The sequence below is a fragment of the Holdemania filiformis genome, assembly GCF_003459085.1.
GTDB lineage: Bacteria > Bacillota_I > Bacilli_A > Erysipelotrichales > Erysipelotrichaceae > Holdemania > Holdemania filiformis.
The window spans coordinates 331-22,728 of sequence record NZ_QRUP01000004.1 but is presented as its reverse complement, the minus strand read 5'-3'; the positions used below and the strand labels follow the sequence as shown (position 1 = coordinate 22,728).

General features: G+C 46.3%; 19 protein-coding genes, 2 tRNA genes, 1 other RNA gene and 1 riboswitch. Of the genes, 9 read left to right on the top strand and 13 right to left on the bottom strand.

Translation table 11 applies throughout. From position 1 onward, the window contains the following. Positions 1-7: 7 nt before the first annotated feature. Positions 8-223, bottom strand: a complete 216-nt coding sequence (locus DWY25_RS04415; RefSeq protein ID WP_147336656.1) for a hypothetical protein — start codon at positions 221-223, stop codon at positions 8-10. Between the two features lie 555 nt (positions 224-778). Here DWY25_RS04415 and DWY25_RS04405 point away from each other — a divergent pair. Continuing rightward, entirely contained in the window at positions 779-1,246 is a 468-nt protein-coding gene (locus DWY25_RS04405; RefSeq protein WP_117894195.1) for a hypothetical protein, read from the top strand. A 653-nt stretch (positions 1,247-1,899) separates the two neighbouring features. Here DWY25_RS04405 and DWY25_RS04395 read toward each other — a convergent pair. Beyond that, positions 1,900-2,133 (bottom strand): helix-turn-helix domain-containing protein, encoded by a 234-nt coding sequence (locus tag DWY25_RS04395; protein ID WP_181981696.1) that lies wholly within the window; start codon positions 2,131-2,133, stop codon positions 1,900-1,902. A 148-nt stretch (positions 2,134-2,281) separates the two neighbouring features. Between DWY25_RS04395 and DWY25_RS04390 the strand changes: the two genes are divergently transcribed. From DWY25_RS04390 to DWY25_RS04370, 5 genes are all read left to right on the top strand, one after another. Further along, positions 2,282-2,998, top strand: a complete 717-nt coding sequence (locus tag DWY25_RS04390; protein ID WP_147336655.1) for an XRE family transcriptional regulator — start codon at positions 2,282-2,284, stop codon at positions 2,996-2,998. 49 nt (positions 2,999-3,047) lie between these two features. Continuing rightward, positions 3,048-4,100: a hypothetical protein gene (locus tag DWY25_RS04385; protein ID WP_117894183.1), complete on the top strand. Its 1,053-nt coding sequence runs from the start codon at positions 3,048-3,050 to the stop codon at positions 4,098-4,100. A 134-nt stretch (positions 4,101-4,234) separates the two neighbouring features. Further along, positions 4,235-5,299, top strand: coding sequence for a site-specific integrase (locus DWY25_RS04380; RefSeq protein WP_181981695.1), 1,065 nt, complete (start codon positions 4,235-4,237; stop codon positions 5,297-5,299). A 404-nt stretch (positions 5,300-5,703) separates the two neighbouring features. Then, positions 5,704-5,874: riboswitch (Lysine riboswitch) on the top strand. Between the two features lie 76 nt (positions 5,875-5,950). Further along, on the top strand, positions 5,951-7,585 hold the full coding sequence (locus tag DWY25_RS04375; RefSeq protein WP_181981694.1) for a peptide ABC transporter substrate-binding protein: 1,635 nt from the start codon (positions 5,951-5,953) through the stop codon (positions 7,583-7,585). A 187-nt stretch (positions 7,586-7,772) separates the two neighbouring features. Next, positions 7,773-8,540 (top strand): Cof-type HAD-IIB family hydrolase, encoded by a 768-nt coding sequence (locus DWY25_RS04370; RefSeq protein ID WP_117894174.1) that lies wholly within the window; start codon positions 7,773-7,775, stop codon positions 8,538-8,540. 295 nt (positions 8,541-8,835) lie between these two features. Here DWY25_RS04370 and DWY25_RS04365 read toward each other — a convergent pair whose 3' ends face one another. The 8 genes from DWY25_RS04365 to DWY25_RS04330 all read right to left on the bottom strand — a co-directional run bounded on the left by DWY25_RS04365 (position 8,836) and on the right by DWY25_RS04330 (position 14,493). Continuing rightward, complete coding sequence (locus tag DWY25_RS04365; protein ID WP_117894171.1) at positions 8,836-9,501, bottom strand: O-methyltransferase; 666 nt, start codon at positions 9,499-9,501, stop codon at positions 8,836-8,838. A 342-nt stretch (positions 9,502-9,843) separates the two neighbouring features. Then, a tRNA-Ala gene (locus DWY25_RS04360) sits at positions 9,844-9,919 on the bottom strand. A gap of 317 nt (positions 9,920-10,236) precedes the next feature. Next, positions 10,237-11,067, bottom strand: coding sequence for an HAD family hydrolase (locus DWY25_RS04355; RefSeq protein ID WP_117894168.1), 831 nt, complete (start codon positions 11,065-11,067; stop codon positions 10,237-10,239). 257 nt (positions 11,068-11,324) lie between these two features. Beyond that, positions 11,325-11,768, bottom strand: a complete 444-nt coding sequence (locus tag DWY25_RS04350; protein WP_117894165.1) for a hypothetical protein — start codon at positions 11,766-11,768, stop codon at positions 11,325-11,327. Next, positions 11,758-12,357 carry a DUF6434 domain-containing protein gene (locus DWY25_RS04345; RefSeq protein ID WP_117894162.1) on the bottom strand — a complete coding sequence of 200 codons (600 nt, stop codon included), beginning with the start codon at positions 12,355-12,357 and terminating at the stop codon, positions 11,758-11,760. Before DWY25_RS04345 ends, DWY25_RS04350 begins: the two co-directional genes overlap by 11 nt. Before the next feature lie 325 nt (positions 12,358-12,682). After that, complete coding sequence (locus tag DWY25_RS04340) at positions 12,683-12,949, bottom strand: DUF3781 domain-containing protein (RefSeq protein ID WP_244925928.1); 267 nt, start codon at positions 12,947-12,949, stop codon at positions 12,683-12,685. 69 nt (positions 12,950-13,018) lie between these two features. Then, positions 13,019-14,227: a class I SAM-dependent rRNA methyltransferase gene (locus DWY25_RS04335; RefSeq protein ID WP_117894159.1), complete on the bottom strand. Its 1,209-nt coding sequence runs from the start codon at positions 14,225-14,227 to the stop codon at positions 13,019-13,021. A gap of 189 nt (positions 14,228-14,416) precedes the next feature. Continuing rightward, positions 14,417-14,493, bottom strand: a tRNA-Arg gene (locus DWY25_RS04330). Positions 14,494-14,805: 312 nt separating this feature from the next. Between DWY25_RS04330 and DWY25_RS04325 the strand changes: the two genes are divergently transcribed. Then, positions 14,806-15,666, top strand: coding sequence for an FRG domain-containing protein (locus DWY25_RS04325; protein ID WP_117894156.1), 861 nt, complete (start codon positions 14,806-14,808; stop codon positions 15,664-15,666). 224 nt (positions 15,667-15,890) lie between these two features. On the opposite strand, the gene ssrA is transcribed toward DWY25_RS04325, so the two are convergent. The 3 genes from ssrA to DWY25_RS04310 form a co-directional block, all read right to left on the bottom strand. Continuing rightward, positions 15,891-16,267: a transfer-messenger RNA gene (gene ssrA, locus DWY25_RS04320) on the bottom strand. Positions 16,268-16,314: 47 nt separating this feature from the next. Next, complete coding sequence (locus DWY25_RS04315) at positions 16,315-17,292, bottom strand: D-2-hydroxyacid dehydrogenase (protein ID WP_117894153.1); 978 nt, start codon at positions 17,290-17,292, stop codon at positions 16,315-16,317. Between the two features lie 124 nt (positions 17,293-17,416). Further along, positions 17,417-19,075, bottom strand: coding sequence for a Na/Pi cotransporter family protein (locus tag DWY25_RS04310; RefSeq protein ID WP_117894150.1), 1,659 nt, complete (start codon positions 19,073-19,075; stop codon positions 17,417-17,419). Between the two features lie 471 nt (positions 19,076-19,546). Between DWY25_RS04310 and DWY25_RS04305 the strand changes: the two genes are divergently transcribed. Together DWY25_RS04305 and DWY25_RS04300 are read left to right on the top strand one after the other, a co-directional pair. Further along, complete coding sequence (locus DWY25_RS04305; protein WP_006057624.1) at positions 19,547-20,098, top strand: LemA family protein; 552 nt, start codon at positions 19,547-19,549, stop codon at positions 20,096-20,098. 91 nt (positions 20,099-20,189) lie between these two features. Beyond that, a complete protein-coding gene (locus tag DWY25_RS04300) occupies positions 20,190-22,064 on the top strand; it encodes a DUF2207 domain-containing protein (protein ID WP_117894147.1) in 1,875 nt (624 codons plus the stop codon). The last annotated feature ends 334 nt before the right edge of the window (positions 22,065-22,398 follow it).

The following is a 22,398-nucleotide window of genomic DNA, read 5'->3' as shown; positions in this document are numbered from 1 at the left end:
GATAGAATCATCTTGAACTCTCGGTTGCCGCCAAGCTCGCCGAGGGTTCCTTTTTTTGTTCTTCCAGCTGGCACTGCCGAACTAGGAAGTTGTAGTCGATTTTCAGGCACCTCAGCACTTTTTTCAGTGCTACCTTGTTGTCATGCGCTCGAAACTCTCCCAGTTCCTGATTCTCCATTTCACTAACCATCTCGTAGATCTTCTTGGCCTTCTTATGGGACATCTGCAGAAGCTTCTGGATGTCTGTTTGCGTTACATAATACTGAGAGAGTATTTCCAAACGGGTCACTTTCTCACCTCGCTTTCTAGCGGTCTTGGTAACTTACTTATTTCAGTCTGTTTAAATAATCTTCCACAATAGAATTGCAAAAACTACAATGAACAGTAGTTTTAAAATTAGGACTACTATCATTACGCTACATTGGATTTCATTTTCATGATCTATCCACCATAAAGTGAAATCCCTTTTTCTTTTATTCATTTTCCGCCTCGCTCTACTGTTTCTGGATATGCTTACTTCCCAAACGATATATATAGTTCTGAAGTTCTGAAAAAATTTCAGATTTTGAGAATTCATACCAATCGTCGTCATGCACGTCAAACGAAATTGTCCGATATCCAGCATTAATAAATTTTGTTATTTGTACTGATCTTAAATCGCTTTCCACCTTTCTCGTTCACCCTCCTTTCATTTAAGTTGTCAAAAACTACTCCATAGCCAACGCCACACATTCACTCATCTTGCTGTATAATCAAATACAGAAAGGAGGTGAAAATTATGGAAAGTGCATCACCTAAATTGCGTATTGCAAACGACAGAGATAAGCTCTTCTTTTCTGAGGATATAGCTGCTCAAGCTCAAGTGTTATCAAATCTTGCTTCTAATGCTTTAAAGGTTCAGCAAATCGCTATTCTCAAGCTTATTCGGCGTTTAGCCTTCACCGCTTTAAAAACTTGGGAAGCTTTGTCTGCTGAGCAGCTTCTTTATCAACATTTTGAATTTCAAGAATTACTTCGCACAAGTAAACTTGAAACCTTATGCAAATCTCTGCCGAACGCACCGCCACACATTACCTTGAATAATTACGCAAATGTTACAATCAACTACTTTTACCAAGCTAATGGAGCAAAGAAAGAATCTTCACATTTCATTTCTTTAGACCGACTCATTAGCTTATTGGCTTTAGTTCCTGATTGGATTCCTTACATCGTTGCTTTTATTCAACTCTTAGGAAGTCTTATTTAGACTTCCTTTTTTGTGTGGCGTTGGCTATGGAATTAATTGCTAATCAGTCAGTCTTGAATAAATCATTTGGTGTTACGCTATCTAATAGAAATAAATAGGATGAACAGCAATGAAGATCCGATCAGGACAGATACTTCGAATAATACCGAATTGTCATTAGGCTCTGGCCACATGAGGTTTTTGTTAAAAATCAGAAGTAGCCAACTTGAGAACATAAGAAATCCGGTTAATCCGATTAATAAATCGATCATACTCCCTCCCATACGACACTAATGGCCATCAACCATAGCAACACAATCAACAATTTGAACCCATTTGGAAGGCTCTTGAGGAATCCTTCAAATGGTGGAAGCGCAAAGATCACGGTCACCACTGGAAGCATTATCACTAAAAGTGCAGCAGAGCTTTTAAGAAGTTGCATTTAACAGAATATCCTCCCATCCCACAAGCCACATCCTGAAAATGAGATTAGAATGAAACAAATAATTACAATAACGGCTGCTATCTTGGTAAAAAGCATCAAGCTTTTAAACGTTACACTTTCCCTATCCCAGTCCCAACAAACTAATAAGCCTGGTGTTATAAAGATCATAAGCGATAGTGCTAGAGGGAAACTTAGCATAGCGATACAGTCAAGAAGAAAATCCATGCCCTTACGCTAGCCTCTTTTCATGTGAAGCGAATTCATCAGAACGTATGCTGTAGATTTCATTAGGTGAGGTTCCCATAGCATTACAGATAATTTCTAGCTCATCAGCGCTTATACTTCTTTTATCATTTAGCATTTGGCTCATTTGGTTCTCTGAGAAACCAGATTTCTCTGCAATAACCTTTTGTTTTAACCCACTTTTGTCGATATACAACTTTAATCTATCACAGACTTTCATAATATCTTTCCTTTCTAGTACAGTATTTCTGTACATAAAAACATTATCACAGATATTCTGTGCAGTCAATGAAAAATACAGAATTTTTGTGATTAAAATATTTCAATCCAGTTATTTTTGTGATATTATCCAATTAGGAGGTGATTTTGTGTCACTGGCAAGCAATTTAAAAGAAGCTCGAATAAAAAAAGGATTTAAGCAAGAAGAACTCGCTACTTTAATTGGTAAAAGTAAGAATGTAGTTTCAAACTGGGAACGCGGTGATAACAAACCCGATGCAGATACACTTTTTGAATTATGTGATCTGCTAGATGTAGATGCCAATTATTTATTAGGCTGGGAAAGCAATAAACAAATTTCGCTATCTATTTCAGAGCAGGAACACATAAAAAAACTCCGCGCACTTGATGCGTACGGAAAGAAAGCGGTCAACTCTGTTCTAGATATAGAATATGAACGCTGCAATTATGAAACCGAAATTGCCGAGGAACCTATGGCTTATATTCCAAGAGTCTACTACTCTCAAGGTGCATCAGCAGGGTACGGTGAATACTTAATTGATGGAATGGACGCATCCGAAATCATGCTTCCAGATACACCTAAAAACCGTAAATCAGATTACGTGATAAACGTTGATGGTGATTCAATGGAGCCGACATTCTCCGATGGTGACAAGCTGCTTGTTCAACACACAGATTGCGTCAATGTCGGCGAAATTGGTATTTTCATTATTGATGGCCAGTCCTATGTTAAGGAATACGGGGAAGATCGATTAATATCGCATAACAAAAAATATCCAGATATCATCCCGTCAGAATACAGCGATTTCCGATGTGCTGGAAAAGTTATCGGAGTAATGAAGTAATTAAGGTATTTATACTTTTTAAAGTGTAATGTGTTTGTAGGAGGATATTATGCTAAAAAAATTAGGAATTTTAATTTTTACGCTTTTCCTACTTGTTGGTTGTTCGTTTAAAAACAACGTTTCATCCCCAAAGAAGGAAAGAACGCCTCAAGAAATTATGCAAATCTTTAAAGATAACGGATATTTGTTATATGAAAGTGAGTATATCGTTTTACTTGATTTAAACCGTCCTAATATTTCTTTCGTGTATATTGACGAATACAATGGCCTGTTCATCCCACAGAGATCAATGAATTCGTATAACTGGATATACGACATAGCACAAATAGGTAAGTGCGGTTATTACGTCGATGAAAAAAAAGTGCAATCTGGAGAATGTTCAAAGTCTGACATATCAGAAGCAATAAATACAAAAAAATTTTACCTTGAAGAACTCAATGCTATGTCATTAACTGAAGAAGAAGTAAACGCGCTTTTTAAAGATATAATTGATAAGAAGGACAGCTATAAATTTGACGGAATCGCTAAACTGGACAATCAAATGGGGAACGTCACAGAAAGCAAGTCAGAAGTTATTCCTGCAGAAGATACAATAAAGTTAAAAGAACCGTTAATTTTAGAAATAAATACAAACATTGAAAAGCCCGAATATGCAATCTCAGATTCAGATTATGAAAAATACAACTATATTATGGATTATCTTAATAAGCATTTAGACAAATCCGAAGATGTTCTGTTTGATGAGTTGTCAGATGTTTATAAAGAGAGTGCAGAAAGTTTAAAAGAATTCATGAACAGTGTTATGCAAGATGCCGTTGACAGAGATATGGGAAAAACTAAAAATACTGTTGAAGTAAAACATTCTGATTTAGAGAATATTACGACAAAATTTTTTGTTACTAATGTTGTTGATGAGAGTTTATTCAAATTAGAAAAATTCGACAGTTCAGAAATAAACGCTTTAAATGCTATTGTAAAAGGAACATTATCATACGACGGTATAGAACATTCATTTATTTTAAAATTTAAGGTTGGAGCGAATTTACAAAATGCTTATATTTTCCAACTTAAAATTGATGAAAAAAACATCGAATTGAAATAATAAAAAATCCCGGAGCTGGTAACTACGAGAAATAGTGAGCTGGTGCTGGTAACACCGCTCAGCATAGTAAAAATGACTTGGGGGTCATGCCTTTTACTATGCGCTCATTATATCAAAATAGGAGGGCAAAAACAATGAGCGTCCACAAAGATAAAGACCGCGGTACTTGGTTTGCGCAGGTGCAGCTGCGCGATCCGCTGACTGGCAAGCTGATCACAAAGAAAAAGCGAGGATTCGAGCTGAAAAGAGAAGCTCAAGCATGGGAAGCAGAAATCCGTGCAAACAATCAGGAAGTGAAGTCCTCCGCCACCTTTGGCGTTATGATGGAGGAATATTTGAAAAGCAGAACATCCGCCAACGAAGAAACCAAGCGAAGCAAGCACCATCTTGCAAATACATACGCGGCTGCTTTTATGGATATGCCTTTAAACCAGATTAAACCGAAAGACGTTTTAAAGTGGAGAAACGAACTAGCGGAAAAAAAGTTAGCTACTCGCACAAAAAACAATGTCATTTCCTTTGTCCGGTCTGTGTCTGCTTTCGGATATAAATATTATGACACACCAGACTTTGCAAAGATCATTGAGCCTTTCCGCGCGACAGCGGCAGATAAAAAAGAGATGAAAACCTGGACAATCGAAGAATTCAATCTCTTTTCGTCTTACATCAAGAATTATACAATTCGTGCTTACTTTACATTTTTGTTTTATACTGGCTGCCGCCGATCAGAAGGCAAGGCAGTCTTGAAATCAGATATTAAAGATGGATGGGTGACGATCGACAAAACTATTAAGCATAACAAGCAGGGTGTGAGAGCTCCTAAGACAGCGTCTAGCGTGCGAAAGATCAAGCTGGATAAATATACCCTTGAGATATTAAAACCGCTCATGGCTAAAGATGGACCTTATTTATTCGGAGATTTTGAACCATTAGGAATTACTACGATACAGCGTGCCTTTGATAATGCCATTGCTGCAGCCAATGCTGACGGACATACGCTTAAAAAAATTCGCATCCACGATCTCCGTCATAGCCACGCTACAATTCTGATTAATAACGGTGTTAACATCGTCGCCGTATCCAAAAGACTCGGCCACAGTGACATCAATATGACACTAAAAGTTTATACACATTTACTTGAAAAAAATGCGGACGAATTAGTGGATAAACTAGAAGAATTAAAAGAATCCGTGGCATGATCCGTGGCATGATTTTTCAAAATCCATATTTATGCCATGTATCAAAAAGCCTTTAAACAAAGGGTTTTCCATTGATTCAAAACTCAAAAATAGCGATCAAACGTTTCCGCTCATCTGCTCCAATGAAAACAAAGCTCCGGATTCCGGGGCTTTTTATTTTTTCCAATTTCAGATCCACACAACACAACTTTATGACCTCAATTTTTGAACACAGTATAAATTTTCCCATCCTATTCTCATAACTCCTTCTCTTACCGGGCTCCTTATTCCCGCTATCTGTCAAACATGACATCAAAAATGATTGCTTTTTCATAAACTAATGGAAATTTTCATTTTAATTTCTGGAAATTCTCTAAAATCGCTTGACTTTCCGCGAATAACAGATAGACTAATAACATACAACAGAAACATGTAGAGGTAGCGGTGCAGATGAGTAGGAATGAGAAGCCGGCAGGCGATGACTCTTTCAGAAAGGCAACCACCGCCGAATAACAGACTTTGGCAGAAGTCTGTTATGGGGCTGCAGGAAATACCCGCAGCACTCCTTCATTCAATGAAGAGGCGCTATTGCATAGAAAACGGTGAATCAGCCGCGTATGTAATAGTACGCGGTTTTTGTTTGTCAGATTCATTTCTGAGGAGGAAAAAATGATGAAGAAAATGCTTACCCTTCTGTGCGCTGTCATGCTTTTATTCACAACGGCCTGTTCGTCACAAAACGCTGCGCAGGGAAACCGGGATCCGAAAGACGGACTGACCGTCGCCATCGGCGGCCAGATCACAACCTTAGATCCAGGCTTAACTCAGGAAACCGTCAACGATTACGTCCTGCGTCATCTGACAGCCGGACTGTTCCGGGCGGATGAGAACAATCAGATTGTTCATGATTTGTGTCAGGACTACACGGTGTCCGACGATGGATTGACCTATACCTTCACCCTTCGCGAAGGTGTTGTCTGGAGTGATGGTCAGCCGCTGACATCCGGTGATTTCAAATATGGTATCCTGCGCAATCTGACTTATGGCGCAGACAATTCCTGGTCGATCTACTATCCGATGACTTATCTGGCCGGCGCTGAAGCAATTGCCGGCAATCTGGATCTCGATCCGACCCAGATTGAAATTGAAGGCGTCAGCACTCCGGATGATAACACTTTAGTTCTCACGCTGATCAAGCCGTGCGCCTGGTTCCCGCAGATGCTGACCAACTACGTCTGGCGGCCTTTGCGCGCGGATATCGCCGATGCCCACGAATCGTCATGGGCCTTCAAGCCAGGGTATCCGACAGTCGGTCCCTACACGCTGGAAGAATGCAATGAAAACGAAAAAGCGGTCGTCGTAAAAAACGACAACTACTATGACGCCGAAAGCATCACGATGCCGCGGATCACATTCTTAGTGATGGCAGATTCCGACGCGCAGTCCCTGGCGTTCAAAAACAAGGAAATTGATATGGCGCTCAACATTACCGCCACCATTGCCGAAGGTTATCCAAATCCTGAAGAAATTTGGAAAATCCCGCAAATTTCCAGTTATTTCATCGCTTTAAATTCAGGCTCTACGGGTCCGGATTATCTGAAAAATGTTGACGTTCGCCGGGCTTTAGCCCTTTCCATCGACAAGGACGCTCTTGTCAGCGCTGTCGGAAGTGAAGAATACTACCGCGTCTTACACGGTTATGTCCCGGTGGGCTTAGCTGGAGCAGAAAGCGATTTCCGAAAGGAACAAGATGCTAAAGAAAAATATCTGGAGTACAATCCGGAAGAAGCGAAAGCGTTATTAGCCAAAGCAGGATATGATGAAAGCAATCCGCTGAAGATTGTTTACAAGTATTCGCAAAGCCAGCTGCATGCGGATGTCGCGCAGATTCTGCAGCAAATGTGGCAAAAGGTAGGAATTAATTGCGAACTGACGGTCGTCGAATCCGGCGTCTTCTACAATCAGGTCGATAATGGGGATTATGAAGTTTCCCGCTACGGCTACAGCGCCGGCGACGATCCTTCCCAATTCCTCAATTTATGGACAACCGGGCAGCAGATCGTTGCTTCCGTGGATGACCCGACTTACGATAAGATGGTCGATGAAGCGGGATATCTGGTCGATCATACAGAATACATGAACGCGCTGCATGCCGCGGAACGTTATCTGATCGAAGAAAACGTCTATCTGATCCCGTTATTCAACTACAACACGCCGGGCTTAAAGAGCACTGCAGTCCAGGGTGTTGAAATGTGGGGACTGACACCGTTCTATGGTCACTGCACTATCCAGTCAGATGCTGCGTAGAACTAACAAGTAAATTAAACTGGAAGCTTCGCCGCGACGCGGATCTTCCAGTTTTTTATACTTGCGCCGAAGACGATGCGCCCGCCCTGCCCGCACGCGTCTTATTGCTTCCGCGATTGTTCGGTTATCCGCCCTTTTCATTTTTTTAGTGCTATAATGTCATCAGTGATAAGAGGAGGAACTATTTATGAACGTACTGGCAATTGATTTAGATCAGACACTGCTTCACACCGACAAGACAGTTTCCGCGTACACGCAGGCAATCTTCCGCCGGCTGAAAACGGAAACCGATCATAAGGTGATCGTGGCGACCGGGCGGGCGGTCATGCGCGCCCAAGAATACATGAACGCCATTGAAGCAGACGGCATCATTTCCCTGAACGGAGCGAAGACGATCTACCATGATCAGATTCTCAGCGAATACGGAGTTGAAGCGGACAAGGCGGAACAGCTGATCCGCAAACTGCTTACCCTGCCGGATACCCATGTGAATGTTACTTACCCCGATGTAATTCTGACCAATAACCGCAGTCTGGTCACCGGTGATCACGTTCATGAATATACCGATTATACAACGATCGATACCTTTGAAATTGCCAAGATTTCCATCGTTACCCAGCACCCGGAATTAATCCGTCAGTTCGATCTCGAAACTTACCATTGCAAGCTAGTCGATAACGCCAAGGATCCCAATTATTTTGCGATTCTTAACAGCAAAGTTTCCAAGCTTACCGGTTTGACTGATTTATGCAGCCATTTGGGCGTGTCCTTCCCCGACGTGATCGCCTTTGGCGATGATTACAATGATCTGGATATTTTGAAAGCGGCCGGTCATGCCGTCGTGATGGGCAATGCCGCGGCCGAGTTAAAAACCTACGCTGACGATCTGGCGCTTTCCAACGATGAGGACGGCGTCGCCGATTGGGTTGAAAAGCATCTTTTAAACAAAAAGTAGAAACCGATTGTCATTCTCTTCCCATTAAACCTTCGGTAAGGAAAGAAAATCAGCCGCTGATACGAAAATCAGGTATCGGCAAAGGCTGAAATAATCTAGAAAACCTTTTGACCCGTTCTCTGCGGAAAAAAGGTTTTTTTATGCAGCCGCAGTTCTGCTTTTTCCCTCAATGCCGGATAGTTTGAAAAAGCCTGCCGCGTGTGCGGCAGACTCCAAGTACCTTTGTTTATTCTATTCGATCAGAACCTGATCCCTTTTCAGATTTTTCAGCCGGCGTTTTGCCTCTCTTTACCGATTAAGCTTTAACGAAGGTCAGTGTAAATCCATCATAGCCTTTGATTCCCACGGTCTGCAAGCCTGTTGAATCCAGGCGGTCAGAGAGTCCTAAATCTTCGATGAACTGCCTTACCCCCTTCACTTTTGGATCCTCGCTATTCGCGTTGCACAGCTCACCGTCCCGAATCACATTATCCCCAAAGATAACCGTTCCCGGATGACTCAGCTGCAGGCACAGCTTCAGATATAACGGGTTATTCGGCTTGTCCGCGTCGACGAAGATGAAATCAAACGGTTCTGTCTGGGCGTCAATCAACGTCTGCAGCGACTGCGCCGCCGGACCGCAAAGCAGCTGGACCTTATCCTGCAGACCTGCATGTCTGATATTTTGAGAAGCCAATTCAAATCTTTCCTGTTCATATTCCAGGGTGACCACTTGTCCGCCGTCAGGGATGGCTTTTGCCATCCAGATCGTACTGTAACCCGCAAGTGTTCCCAATTCCAAGACCCGTTTTGATTTACTCATTCTGATCAACAGTGATAAAAGCATCCCCTGAGTCTTCGATACTTCATGTTCCGGAAACTGTCTATCATGGCTCTGTTGTACGGCATATTCTAAATCATTGTCGTCAGAAATCAGATGTTGGAAAAGAAACAGATCGTTTTCAGTCCATTTTTCTTGCATTGCCAGACCTCCTGTTTGGAAAGCCGAGATGCGGAATAGCCGAAGAACTTCATGATCCGTCCCGGTTGAAAGCCAATCACTGCTTCGCCTTTCATTCGTGGAGCTGATCATGAATTTCAATACGTCGAGAAACCTGAATTTTCCTGATTTAAGGAGTGGGTTTTCAAACGGTTAATTCGCGCTGCGCTAACTTTCCTTTCTCTAAGGATAAACCTGATTTCACAGACCGTCAATGCCATCAGCTTGTTCAGAAGCCAGTCGACCTTTCATTTTACCGGGAAGACAAAAAAAGATATCCTTGCGAGTCGGCTGTCCGATCGGTGGATATCTCTGTTTTTTTAATGGTGGAGCTGATCGGGCTCGAACCGACTACCTCTACACTGCCAGTGTAGCGCTCTCCCAGGTGAGCTACAACCCCATTGCTTATAAATATTAACAAATTGACGGAAAGATTTCAAGACCTAATCACAAAAAGGTTGAGATCCTATCCCCTTTTTATCCGCTTCTCTTTCCTTTCCGATTGAAGCAACTCTTCTTTGCGCGGTGCTTTCTGTCAACGCTGATGAAAACTTTAAACCATCATTCGCATACCATCCCCGACTTCCTTCCGGCCATTGACTGCCGCCGGCTAAGAAACCGGGCAGAGGAGGAACAAACCTGTCCCCGCTGCTCGTGCTTCTGTTCTTCCGACCTCGATTCGAACGCTCTCTGACCTGCGTTTAAACAAATCCGCAGCTACCATCCGCGCGGAAGCAGAAAATGCTTTTCCATATAGTCCGCAAAACCGTCCTCATCATTTGTATTTTCCGTGATATCATCCGCAATCGCCTTGGTATCCTCGCTGCCGTTAGCCATACAGACACCCCAGCCGCTGCATTCCAGCATTTCATTATCGTTGCTCATATCCCCAAATGCAATAACTTCTCCTAACGGCAATTGATTCATTTTACAATATTGTTTCAGCGCGACGGCTTTGGAAACCCGCCGATCCGTAAATTCCAGCATCGTCGTCTGAGTTTTAAACGCTTTGAAATTCGGTGATGGATGCTTACTGACATATTCAACCACCTCCGGCATGAGTTCCTCCGGCATCCGGAACATAATCTTCGCGTTTTCCTCCGCATAAAATTCGGAAATATTATCCACAACGAGCAGATCCGTGCGGTTCTTCTTGGATGAACGCTCAGTTGCCTCATCAACGCGCAGGCACATCATCTTATCGCCAACGTACATAAACGGATTCAGATTGAACGGCGCCATCAATTCCAGGATTTCCTTGATCCACGCTCGTTTCAGTTTGTAATAATCATACCGTTTCTGATGCACACCATCCCACAATTCGGATCCGTTCATTCCGATCAACACTTCAAAATCAAAATCAAAGCCCCAGTCCCGCGCCTGCTTATGCAGCTGCTGATCAATTGAACGCCCCGATGCGATGCCAAAATAAACGCCATGATCGTGCAGCCGGCGGATGACCTCCTTCGCCCGTTCCGTTAAAATCCGTTTTGACGTGATTAACGTGCTGTCAATATCGCAGATGACCAAACGAAAATCTTTTATCATTCTCTCGCTCCCCCGCTCCCTGATTTTTCTTCTTCATTGAAAATAGGTTCCTTACCATTCTAGCAGAATTTCTTGAAAAGTGCGCAGAAAAGACTTATTTTCAAAGAATTTCGAATCCCTCTTTCTGAAAAATCAATTCCTTTTTACAAGACAGAAAGATTAAAAGAAGAATCTGAACCACTGCTCGCCGTTCATTCAGTTTTATTCCAAATCCGCCAGCGGAAAACACCGGAACTTTTGTTTTTTTAAGACTGTTTTTACAATTTATCCGCTTCATTCCACGAATTGTCAGCAGCTAGCTCTTTATGAATTAAAGTCTCCGCCAGGTTCATTGCGTCGATCTGTTTTTGCAGGCGGCGAAAGGTTGCGGATGTCTCCGCGTGCTTCACTTGAGCGGCACGGCATTTATGGATGATCGATTGAATCGGAGCCAGCGCTTTCATAAAATCCTCACGCGTGAGATTCTTAATTCTCTGACTGACAGCGTCGCTTGCAGCTGAGGGCTGGCCCTTTCCTTGTTCCGTATGTTCACCCCACCGCTCGCGCTTTAGCAAGAGATCCGCAGCCTGCAGCGCTGCTATGCGGTTTTTCAACAGACTGTGCTGCGCGCTGCCCTCGGCAAATTGAGGCTGGATTTTCTCGCATCTCCGCAGGATCAAAGAGATTTCGTTCAGCGCTGTGTCCAACGTTTCATTTTCCATTTTCCGGACGTCCCTTTTCTTCATTCAAAGCCATCAGATCCGCCGGATCATAGCGATGACTTCCAGCCTGGCTTTTCTTCCATTTCCAGCAAGCAATCGCTTCGCTTAAGCAACGGCCCGGATTCCCGGCAAAGAAAGCACGGATATAGGTATTGTATTCAAATTGCGGATCGATCGAAGTTTGTTTCGTTTTTTTCTCATTCCGAATCCGGACATAGGCTTCAATCGCATCGCCATACGTTTTGCCCGCATTGCTTTTCAGCCATTTCTGGAAAGCGACGTTAAACGAAAACGACGAACCGATCTTCGCTTTGAAAAAAGCCCGGTGGATTTCAGAACAGACAAACGGCGATTCGATCAGCGTTTCTTCGCTCAGCGTGCCGGCAAGCTTCGTTCTGACTTTCGTCACCTTCACGCGCTCAACCGGTTTGCCTTCTAAGAAACAGGCGATTCTTTCCGTTAGTTCTGCTTTTCCGCCTGTGACGGGCAAGCCCGATGCCCGGCAAAAACGGACCAATTCTTCTTTCAGATAATAATGGTTCCTAAAGGTCGACGCATCCAGCGATCGATTTAAAGCCGGTCTTTCCATCTTCGTTCCATCCTTTCCTGAAATACAGACATCCTAGATTCAAACAGGCATCCGGAACACCGTTGATCAGCGTTATCCGAATGCCTGTTGAAAGCGTCAGCCGCATTTCTTTTTCAATAAGCGATAAATCATGATTAATAAAACAATTTCTACAAGATCGAAGATATACTTCAAAAAAACTTGAACAAAAATATTGCCTGTCACTAAAACTTCTGTCATGCCGATCATGCCCCCACTTTCTTTAACGGTTTCCCATATCCCCATTATAAAGGACAAAAGTACCGCCGGCAAGGGACTTCTCGCTGACCCAATCTCCTTGGAAAACCTACTCTCCTGCTTTCTCGCGATGAGCCGTGATCAAGGTGTAACTGTGCGCGTTGATCGTAATCCGGCAGTCTTCCGTCAGCGCATACCAGTTTTTTCCCTTGCGCTGAATCTTGGTCTGCGGCAACGCGATCTGCTTACGGCACCAGCCGACGACGTCTTCCTCCCTGATTTGTAAGTTTCTGCGGATCCGCTCAGCGCCCATTGCCGTCGTATGCAGCTGATCCAGATTCTGTAATAATAAATTCTCCTGCTCCATAACTGCCATGTTCTCCTTACCGCGCTATTCGCCAAACGGTTTCCTGTATTCCCCGTCTACCTTCTTCTTCTGGCCAGGTTATGCCTCGATGATCTGGAAAATATAGAATTTAAGGTAAGAGGTCTCCTCCATCGTCCAGAGAATCGGATGATCATGATTCTGCTGGGTAACGGAAACCTGCTTCAGCGTCACGCCGGCTTCCTGCGCCGCTTCCCGCAGCATCTTCTCGAAATTATCAATTTCCATAAACCGCGAACAGCTGCAGGTGATCAGATAACCGCCGTTTTGCAGCACTTTCATCGCCTGATAATTGATGCGTTTATAGCCGGCATACGCCTGATGGATCGTTTTCCGGGATTTGGTGAACGCCGGCGGATCCAGTACGATGATATCGTATTGTCCCATCGCGCAGCGATCCAGATATTCAAAAACGTCAGCTTTCACAAATTGAATCCGGTCCTCCAAATGATTCAGCACGGCATTCGCCCGGCCTTGATCCAGTGCCGTCTGAGAGACATCAACCGCGACCACGCTTTGCGCGTTGCCCAAAGCTGCGTTCAGGGCAAAACCCCCGGTATGACTGAAGCAGTCGAGCACCCGCTTGCCATGTGCCATCTGCCGCAGCAGCACCCGGTTTGATTTTTGATCCAGGAAATAGCCGGTCTTCTGACCATTTTCGATATCCACATTCAATTTCAGGCCGTTTTCATTAATCACTGTTGTCGTCGGCAGGGAAACGCCGCCCCAGAAGCCTTTTTCCATTGGCAAGCCTTCCTTGGCCCGGACCTGGATATCATTGCGTTCATAGATTCCCTGAATCGTTTGACCATCCTGCCGCAGCGTTTCCAGCAACAAGTCATAAATCATCGGTTTGATCTTTTCCATTCCGTAGGCGCTGATCTGCGTGACGAGAATGTCGTTATACCGATCCACCGTCAAACCCGGCAGCTGATCCGCCTCGCCAAAAATCAGCCGGCAGTTAGCGAGATTATCGCTCTCCACCGTTTTCCGGAAAGCATAAGCGAACTGGATCCGCCGCTGAAAGAATTCCCGGTCGATCACCACTTCTGGATTCTTAGTCAGAATCCGCACAACGATATGACTGGTTTCCGAGTAAAAGCCCGTGCCCAGATAACGCCCGTTTTCCGTAACGATATCCACCGGCGCTCCATTTTCCGGCGTTCCTTCTATTCCGATCAGATTATTGCGGTACATCCACATCTGCCCTTTATCCAGCCAGCTTTCACCAGCCTGCGAAATCATCACTTTTGCATAATTACGATCCATATTTCAACCTCATCTTCGTCTTTTCTTCCTGTTTAGTATAGCATAAATCCTGAATTTTGAACTACTCCCAGTCAATATCAAAATCCTGAATCAAACTTTGCGGATAAAAAAAATTTGGATGTTTTTAACCCCTGAATTTAAGCTTTCATAAGCTCCATCAGAGTTCACATCCAAACGTTATATTACCAATGGTGCGCCCAACAGGACTCGAACCTGCAACCTTTTGAATCGGAATCAAATGCGCTATCCAATTGCGCCATGGGCACGTAACGTTATTATTTTACAATGGGAAGCGCATTTCGTCAAGCGTTTAATCGGGCGCCGGCGACGTTTTCTCTTTGATTTTCATGTTTCCCGCGCTCAGCGTCTGTTTCTTTTATCTGATCTGATATCTTAAAATTTTGTTCGTTGTTTGATTTACTCCCTGCACTTGCGATGTCCTGCAGGTCCGCATCCAGACGCCGTCAGGTTTGATAGCGGCGAAGTCAGCGTTTTTGCTTGTCAGCGGTCCCGCTTTATTTTATGATAGAATTAATCTGATCAAAAATCCACAGTCAACAATCAGGAGGTAGGCGTTTATGGACGAATCACCCATCAAAGAAAACTATACCAGTTCCAAAATTCTCATTAACGATCTGATCCGCCTTACCCGCAGCGATCAGTATATTTTTCGCGGCATTAGCCGGCGCAGCGAATTAAATCCTTCGATCTGCCGCAAATACGACCGGGAAACGCAAACTCTCGTTAATTTAAAAGATCAGGAATTCGCGCTGCTTCATGCTTTCCGGCAGCAAGCATCCAATCTGTTATCCGGCACAATGGAAACGCTTGATTATGTTGCGTGTGCCCAGCATTACGGGATTCCCACCCGACTGATCGACTGGACTTACAATCCCTTCACTGCCTTATACTTTGCCTTGTCTGAAAATAAGCAGCCTGACGACGGTTACTATGAGTTGTTTGTTCTGCCGCTTAAGGAACAGATTTTAATCCACCGTTGTTATTCCCAGACCAAAAGAGAAGCGGATACTGAATTCATTGAGGAATATGTGGGATTTCTGAACCAGCTTCGTGATAAAGCCCAGTTCATATCCCTAGTTCAGCAACGAAATGCCGCGTTACATGAACTGAATATCGAGGCTGACAACCCACAGCCTCAGGGCTTAATCATCTACAACGGCAGCTCCAGCAACGCCCGGCTGATCGCTCAGGCGGGGTTGTTCTCCATCCCGTCTTCCATTGAGGGCGATGAAGCGGCGGAAGAAATACGCCGCAGCGCCCGCTGCATTTCGATCCGACTGTCAGATAGAGAACGCCGCGAAACGCTTGGTTTTCTGGATAACATGGGTTATAACAAACAACGCCTGTTTCCCGATCTCCAGAATCTCTGTGATTCCATCGTGGCTCAGGCGTTACAAAAGCAGACAGGAATGTCGTGAGTAATTCCTGGTTTCCATAAAAATACCGTTGTTTCCTCCCCGAAAAGGAAGAAGATAACGGTATTTTTCTTTCCTCTTCTATTAATAAGCATTTATCTTCGGGTAATTATCCAAGTCTATTTCATTATTTACAATCTAAACCCCTGGGTTATCTATCATAATCACTCATCCACCCGCTGCGAATAACAAAAAAACCGGGCGCAAGCGCTCGGCTGTTCGACTTTTGGTGGAGCTGCGGGGAGTCGAACCCCGGTCCAGGAATAGTCCCCATTCAGACATCTACAGTTTATTCCGTTTGCTTATAAAACAGATATGTTAACGGACAAAACTATCTGAGTTTGTCTGTTGATTGTCGGGAAATCCGTCCAGACTCCGAATCTCCTTATCCTTCATTTCTGATACTGTCCGGCAACCTGAAGAAAGAATCACCGGCAGCAGCTGCAATCTCTATGCTGAGATATTAAGCAGCGAAAGCAACCTGACGGTTTCCACCGAACAGATTAGCTAAAAAAGATTTTCCAGTTATTTTTTGTTGGCTGTTAGGCAGCCGCCCCACTGCAGTCTGAATCCAACTTAGACCTGTCGAAACCATGACAACCCCAGTTGTTATGCTATAACAGTATATAGCATAATCCGGTATCCGTCAAATTATTCTTGGGTGTTGGAAACGCGGTAGCCGCTCTTCCGGTCGACCCGGTATTTCAGCGGCTGCTTGTCCAGATAGCGCTGCAAATTCTCCACCGCCATCGCGATTACCGTGTCATAAGTGCTCTGCTGGTTATAGTTACCTGAAACATGCGGCGTCAGGATCACGCGGTCATAGCCCCATAACGGATTGTTCATCGGCAGCGGTTCCGGATCCACGACGTCCAGGACCAGCCCGCCGAAGTGTCCCTGATCCAGCAGCGCACACAATGCCGGCGTTTCCACCGTGACGCCCCGGCCGACGTTGACCAGCACGCAGTCCCGGCGCGTCAGCGCCAGCCGCCGCTGATCGAAGAAGTGCCGGGTTTCCGGCGTACTTGGCAGACACAACGCGACGATATCCGCGTTCGGCAGTTCTTCCTCGATCTGATCCATGAGCACGAGCCGGTCAACATAATCCGGACAACCGCCCGGGGTTCGCTTCACGCCGGTCACGGTGCAGCCCAGCGCTTTCATCCGCCAGCCGAACTCCCGGCCGATATCACCCAGGCCGACGATCAGCACCGACGACCCTTTCAGAGAACGTACCTGTCCCTCGTTTTTCCACACCCGCAGCTTTTGATTTTCACGGTACAGATTTAATTTCTTATAGATGGACAACACGCCCGCCAACATGTGTTCCGCGATCGCCGGTCCGTAAGCGCCCGTTGAGTTGCTCAGCAGCACGTCCTCGCCCAGCAGTTCTTCCTGTGCGTACTGTTCCGCTCCGGCGCTTTCCAGATGCAGCCAGCGCAGCGCTCTGGCCTCCGGCAGCCAGCGTTTCGGCAGATTTCCGATGACGACCTCCGCATCCGCAACCCGCCTTTCATCTAATGCTGTCCGTTCACAGAAATCAATCTGGGCTTGCGGACAGGCCGCCTGGATTGACTCCCGCAGCGAAGGCTCCGTCGGAATCACCCAGCAAACTTTTACTTTTTCCATTGTCCGATCCTTCTTTCTGGCTTCATTGTACCCGAGCTGCCCGCCCGCGTCAATCGCCAAGCCGGACGATTTTCAACTCAGATCCAACGCCTTGCCCTTCCCGTTGATCCACCTGTTTTTAGACTCAGTGTTTCTCCGCCGCTTCCATCCCGGTTGATTCAATCGCGCAGCGCGCGATGTTGCACGTGTGATCCGCCATTCGCTCCAGGTTGCCCAGAATATCACAGAAGACGGAGCCCGCCACCGCGGAGCTGCATTCCTGCCGGCTCATCCGCTCAAAGTGGTTCTGCCGGGCCTTGTATTCCAACAGATCCATGTAATTCTCGTCTTCCAGCAATGCGGAATACAGCGTGTAGTCCTGTGATTCATACACTCTTACGGATTGGGCAAGCATGTGATCGAACAGGTCGAACATCTGCAGCACCTCGTCCTTCGCACCAGCAGAGAACGAAGACTGATCTTCGCTGACCATCTCGAAGAACTCGACGAGGTTCACGGTCAGATCGCCGATTCGTTCCAGGTTCTTAATCACCTGCAAATTAAGATTCAGGTCTGCCATTTCTTTATCCGACAAATTTTCCTTGGAGATCTGCATCAGATACTGCGTGATCTTGGCATCAAAGCTGTTGATCAGCGCCTCCGACTGCAGGATCATCTCGCGGTCCTCTTCGTCCGTTCCCTTGACGAAATAACTTTTTGCTTCCTGCACAGTCTTGCTTACAACGTCGACCATTTTAAAGATCGACTTGTGGACAAGCTCCAGCGCCGAAGCCGGCAGTTCGTGAATAATCTTCTCGTCCAGATCGTCGATCTTGATGTCCAGCCGTTCCGGTTCCTGTCCCGGAATCAACTTTTTGACCAGCTGACACATCTGCTTTAAAAACGGGAAGAACAGGATCGTCGCCCCGACGTTAAACAGGATATGCGCGACAGCGATCTGCATCATCGGCGCGATGTTCAGCATCGCCGACAGCTTTTGGATCAGCAGGATGTACGGCTGAAGCAGAAGCATGCCGATCAGGGTGCCGATCACATTGAATAACGTATGTAAGCCCGCCGTCCGTTTAGCTGCCAGACTGCCGCCGATCGCCGCGAACACGCCGGTAATCGTCGTCCCGATATTTGAACCGAACACAAACGGCAGCGCCGCCGACATCGACATCGCCCCCGCTTCCACTAACTTCTGCACTACGCCGATCGTGGCCGCCGAGCCCTGAATCAGCGCGGTCAGCACCGTGCCCGCCAACAGCGCCAGAAGCGGCTGCCGGCCCATCATTTCCGCAAAGGCGATGAATTCCGGCATGTCCTTCAACATCGACAACGAATCCCCCATAATCCGTAAGCCATAGAACAACAGACCGAAGCCCATCACGATCTCGCCGACCGTGCGGCTCTTTTTCCGCTTGGCAAACGAAATCACCACGCCGCCCGCAAACACAAAGAACAAGGCGAACTGTTCCACCTTCAAACCGATCAGAAACGCCGTCACCGTCGTGCCGATGTTGGCGCCCATGACGATCCCCGCCGCCTGTTCCAGCCGCATTAAGCCCGCCCGCACCAAACCGATCGTAATTGCCGTCGTTGCCGAGCTGGACTGAATCATAATTGTGACCAGCGCTCCGATCACTATCGCCATCAGCGGTTTCGACGTATATTTATCAATGTAATCTCGCAGCTTATCCCCGGCTAAGCTCTTTAAACCATCCCCCATAAATTTGATGCCGAATAAAAACAGCCCGAAGCCGCCTAAAATCATGTCCCACTGGATATCCTGTAACGTCATTCTTCCACTCCTCTCAAAGGTAAAGATACCAAGAAAAAAAGAAAATGACTGTTAAGTTTCTGTTAAAATTTCGTTAATCTTACCCTTTTTGCCCATTTTCCCGTTCTCCGTCGAAATTTCAGACCCTTTCAACGCTGTTTTCCTTATTTTTAGCGTACTTCTTTTACTTTTCTGCTTTCCTGCCAACAATCATTCTCCTGATCTGCGATCAAGACGACTGTCCTTCGCCATGAACAATTTGTATCGTATCACAGAGAGGCCTGTCCACCGCTGTTCCTGATCCTCCATGATCACGGATCAATCCTGCGCCCTGTTCCTAGTTTCTCCTTCACGCTGCGCTTCATTCTAAAAATGATCTGAGACCGAGTTCTTTCAGAATTCTTAAAACGCAGGCAGGATAGGAATGTCCCGGCGCAAGCTATGCTATAATAAGATTAAGTCCTCATGGGACGACAGAGGAGGAATTAACGCATGATGTGGATTATTTTACTGGTCGTGCTCGCGGTGCTGGTCATCTGGTTTATCGCGACCTACAACGGGTTTGTTTCGTTAAAGAATAAAGTGGAGGAAGCCTTCTCCACCATGGACGTCTACCTGGTCAAACGTTACGATCTGATCCCGAACTTAGTCGAGACGGTCAAGGGCTATGCCGCGCATGAAAAGGAAACGCTGGAAAAGGTCGTATCGGCCCGCAGTCTGGCGATGAACGCGCATTCGATGGATGAGAAAATCGCCCAGGAACAGAATCTGTCCGGCTTGTTAGGCCGTCTGATGGCGATCTCGGAGAGCTATCCGGATCTGAAGGCCAACACTAACTTCATTGATCTGCAGCGGCAGCTGAAAGACATGGAAGGGGAAATCGCCAACGCCCGCAAGTATTACAACGGCGTGGTTAAAGCCTTCAATACCCGCACGGAAACGATTCCGAGCAATCTGGTCGCGATGATCTGCGGTTTTAAGAAAATGCCGTTGTTTGTCGTTAAGGATGAAGCCCAGCGCGAAAACGTCAAAGTTTCTTTCTAAATATCGCTTTCCGCGATATTTTTTAAACCTTGACATGGGATAAAACCCCGGTCCGGCTGCTCAATATGCCGGACAATAAGGAGTGGAATTTATGAAAAAACGAATTTTATTCAGCGTTCTGACGTTGTTTCTGCTTTTCCTCGGTTTGCAGCCGGTGCAGGCTCAGGAAGGCTTTACCATCGATCATTACGATATTCAGATTGAGGTCAGCGAAGACGGCGTCTACACGGTCACGGAAACGCTCGACGTTCAATTTCAGCAGCGCCTTCACGGCTTAAATCTGACGCTGCCTAAACGTTACCGCAATGTGACATGGCGGATTGGCGATACCGTGATGAGCCGCAGCTATGTCTTTCCGATCGACCACATCGAAGTGCTCTCGGGTCATGAAGCCAAGCTCAGCGACGAGGATGATTATTACAACCTTCGCTTAGGCAGCGCCGATACCTATGCCCAATCTGAAGAAACCTATCAGATCCGCTATCAGGTGCATACCCGTGATTTGAGATTGGGCGACATCCAGAGCTTTTACTGGAACCTGATTTCTGTCAATTGGAATACAACAATTGAGAAAGTCACCTTCCGGGTAACGATGCCGAAAAGCTTTGATGCCAGTCAGCTGTACTTCTATTCCGATCTGCCGCAGGATCAGTTCCGCTTTGAGCAGGAAGGAACAACCTTCAGCGGCGAAACCTTAACCGCGCTGGCGCCGTTTGAGGGAATCACGGTTAAGCTGGATTTGCCTGATCAGTATTTTATCTATCCGAAATCGGCCGATTATTCTCTGCCGCTGGCCATCCTCGGCGGCTTGATTACCCTGTTCAGCATTTTCTGTCTGATGCGGTGGGGACGTGACGAAGCCTTGATCGTTCCGGTTGAATTCACAGCGCCGGAGGGAATCTCCAGCACCGAGGTCGGTATGATTCTAAACGGTTCCGTGCAGAACCGGGAAGTCTTGTCGCTGATTCTGGATTGGGCGAACCGCGGCTGCCTGACGATTGAAGATCAGGAGAAAACCTTAAAGCTGAATAAACTGAAGTCTTTGCCGGAGGATACGCCGGTGGCGGAGCTGCGGTTGTTCAACGCGTTGTTTAAGAACCGCGACAGCGTGACGACAAAGCAGCTGGAAGAGAAGTTTTACACCCATCTCAACCAGGCGATCCAGGATTATTCCGCTTATTACCGGCTGCCGGAAAAACGGTTGTTCACCAGGCTTTCTTCAACCTTACAGGTAATTCTGACCTTGTTGGCGCCGCTGCCGATTGCGATTCTGGCGGCATTGCAGTTCTACGCCGTTGAATTCAGCTTCGCCGCAATCGTATTCCTGATCATTCCGTATTTCGTGATGATCATCGTCATCGTTATGGGGTATTCTTTGCAGCGGCGCTGGCACAGCTGCGGCGGGGGATTCAAATTTGGTATGTTCCTCGGTATGCTTCTGCTTACGCTTCTCTGGGCGTTCTTATTGATGATCGCCTTTCTGACCGCACGTCACGGCTGGATCGTTCCGGTTTTCCTAGGTCTCTGCACGCTGATCTGCGCCGGCTGCGCGATCTTTATGAAAAAGCGGACGGACCGGGGACAACGATTGACCGGCAGAGTTCTGGGCTTGCGGAATTTCATTCTGTATGCGGAAAAGGACCGTCTGGCCATGTTGGTGGAAGACGATCCGACTTACTTCTACTCGATTCTGCCTTATGCCTACGCGCTGGGCTTATCCGATATCTGGGCTGAGCATTTCCGGGGTCTGACCTTGGAACCGCCGACCTGGTACTATGGCCCGGATGGCTGGACGACGTGGTACATGCTCAGCCGGCTGGACCGCAACATGAATTCATTCCAGCGAGCCATGACCTCCGCGCCGGTTTCCTCGAGTTCCGGTCCACATGGCGGCAGCTTCGGCGGAGGCGGGGGCGGCGGCTTTACCGGCGGCGGCTTCGGCGGCACTTCCGGCAGCGGCTGGTAAGCAGTTCAATCCGCATTCAATACCCGCAAATCGAAATGAACACGAAAGCCGCAGGTTACCAGAACTTGCAGCTTTTCTTATGCCAATCATTCAGAGAAGCAGCACCTATTCCTTTAAGAGCTGATCTTGGTTCAGTCAGCCTTGCCGTTTTATCTTTCCCAACATGTTAATCTCGTGCTTTGTTTCAAGAGGATGCACTGTCATTCGCTTGAAAACAAAGTCTTTTCTAACTTCGTTACCAGACAAGAAAAATGATGCAAGCATCATTCTAAAAGGTAAAGCCTTTCAGAACCCCTCGTCAGTTTCTTGCCTGGAGGGTATTCCTGATTTCAGA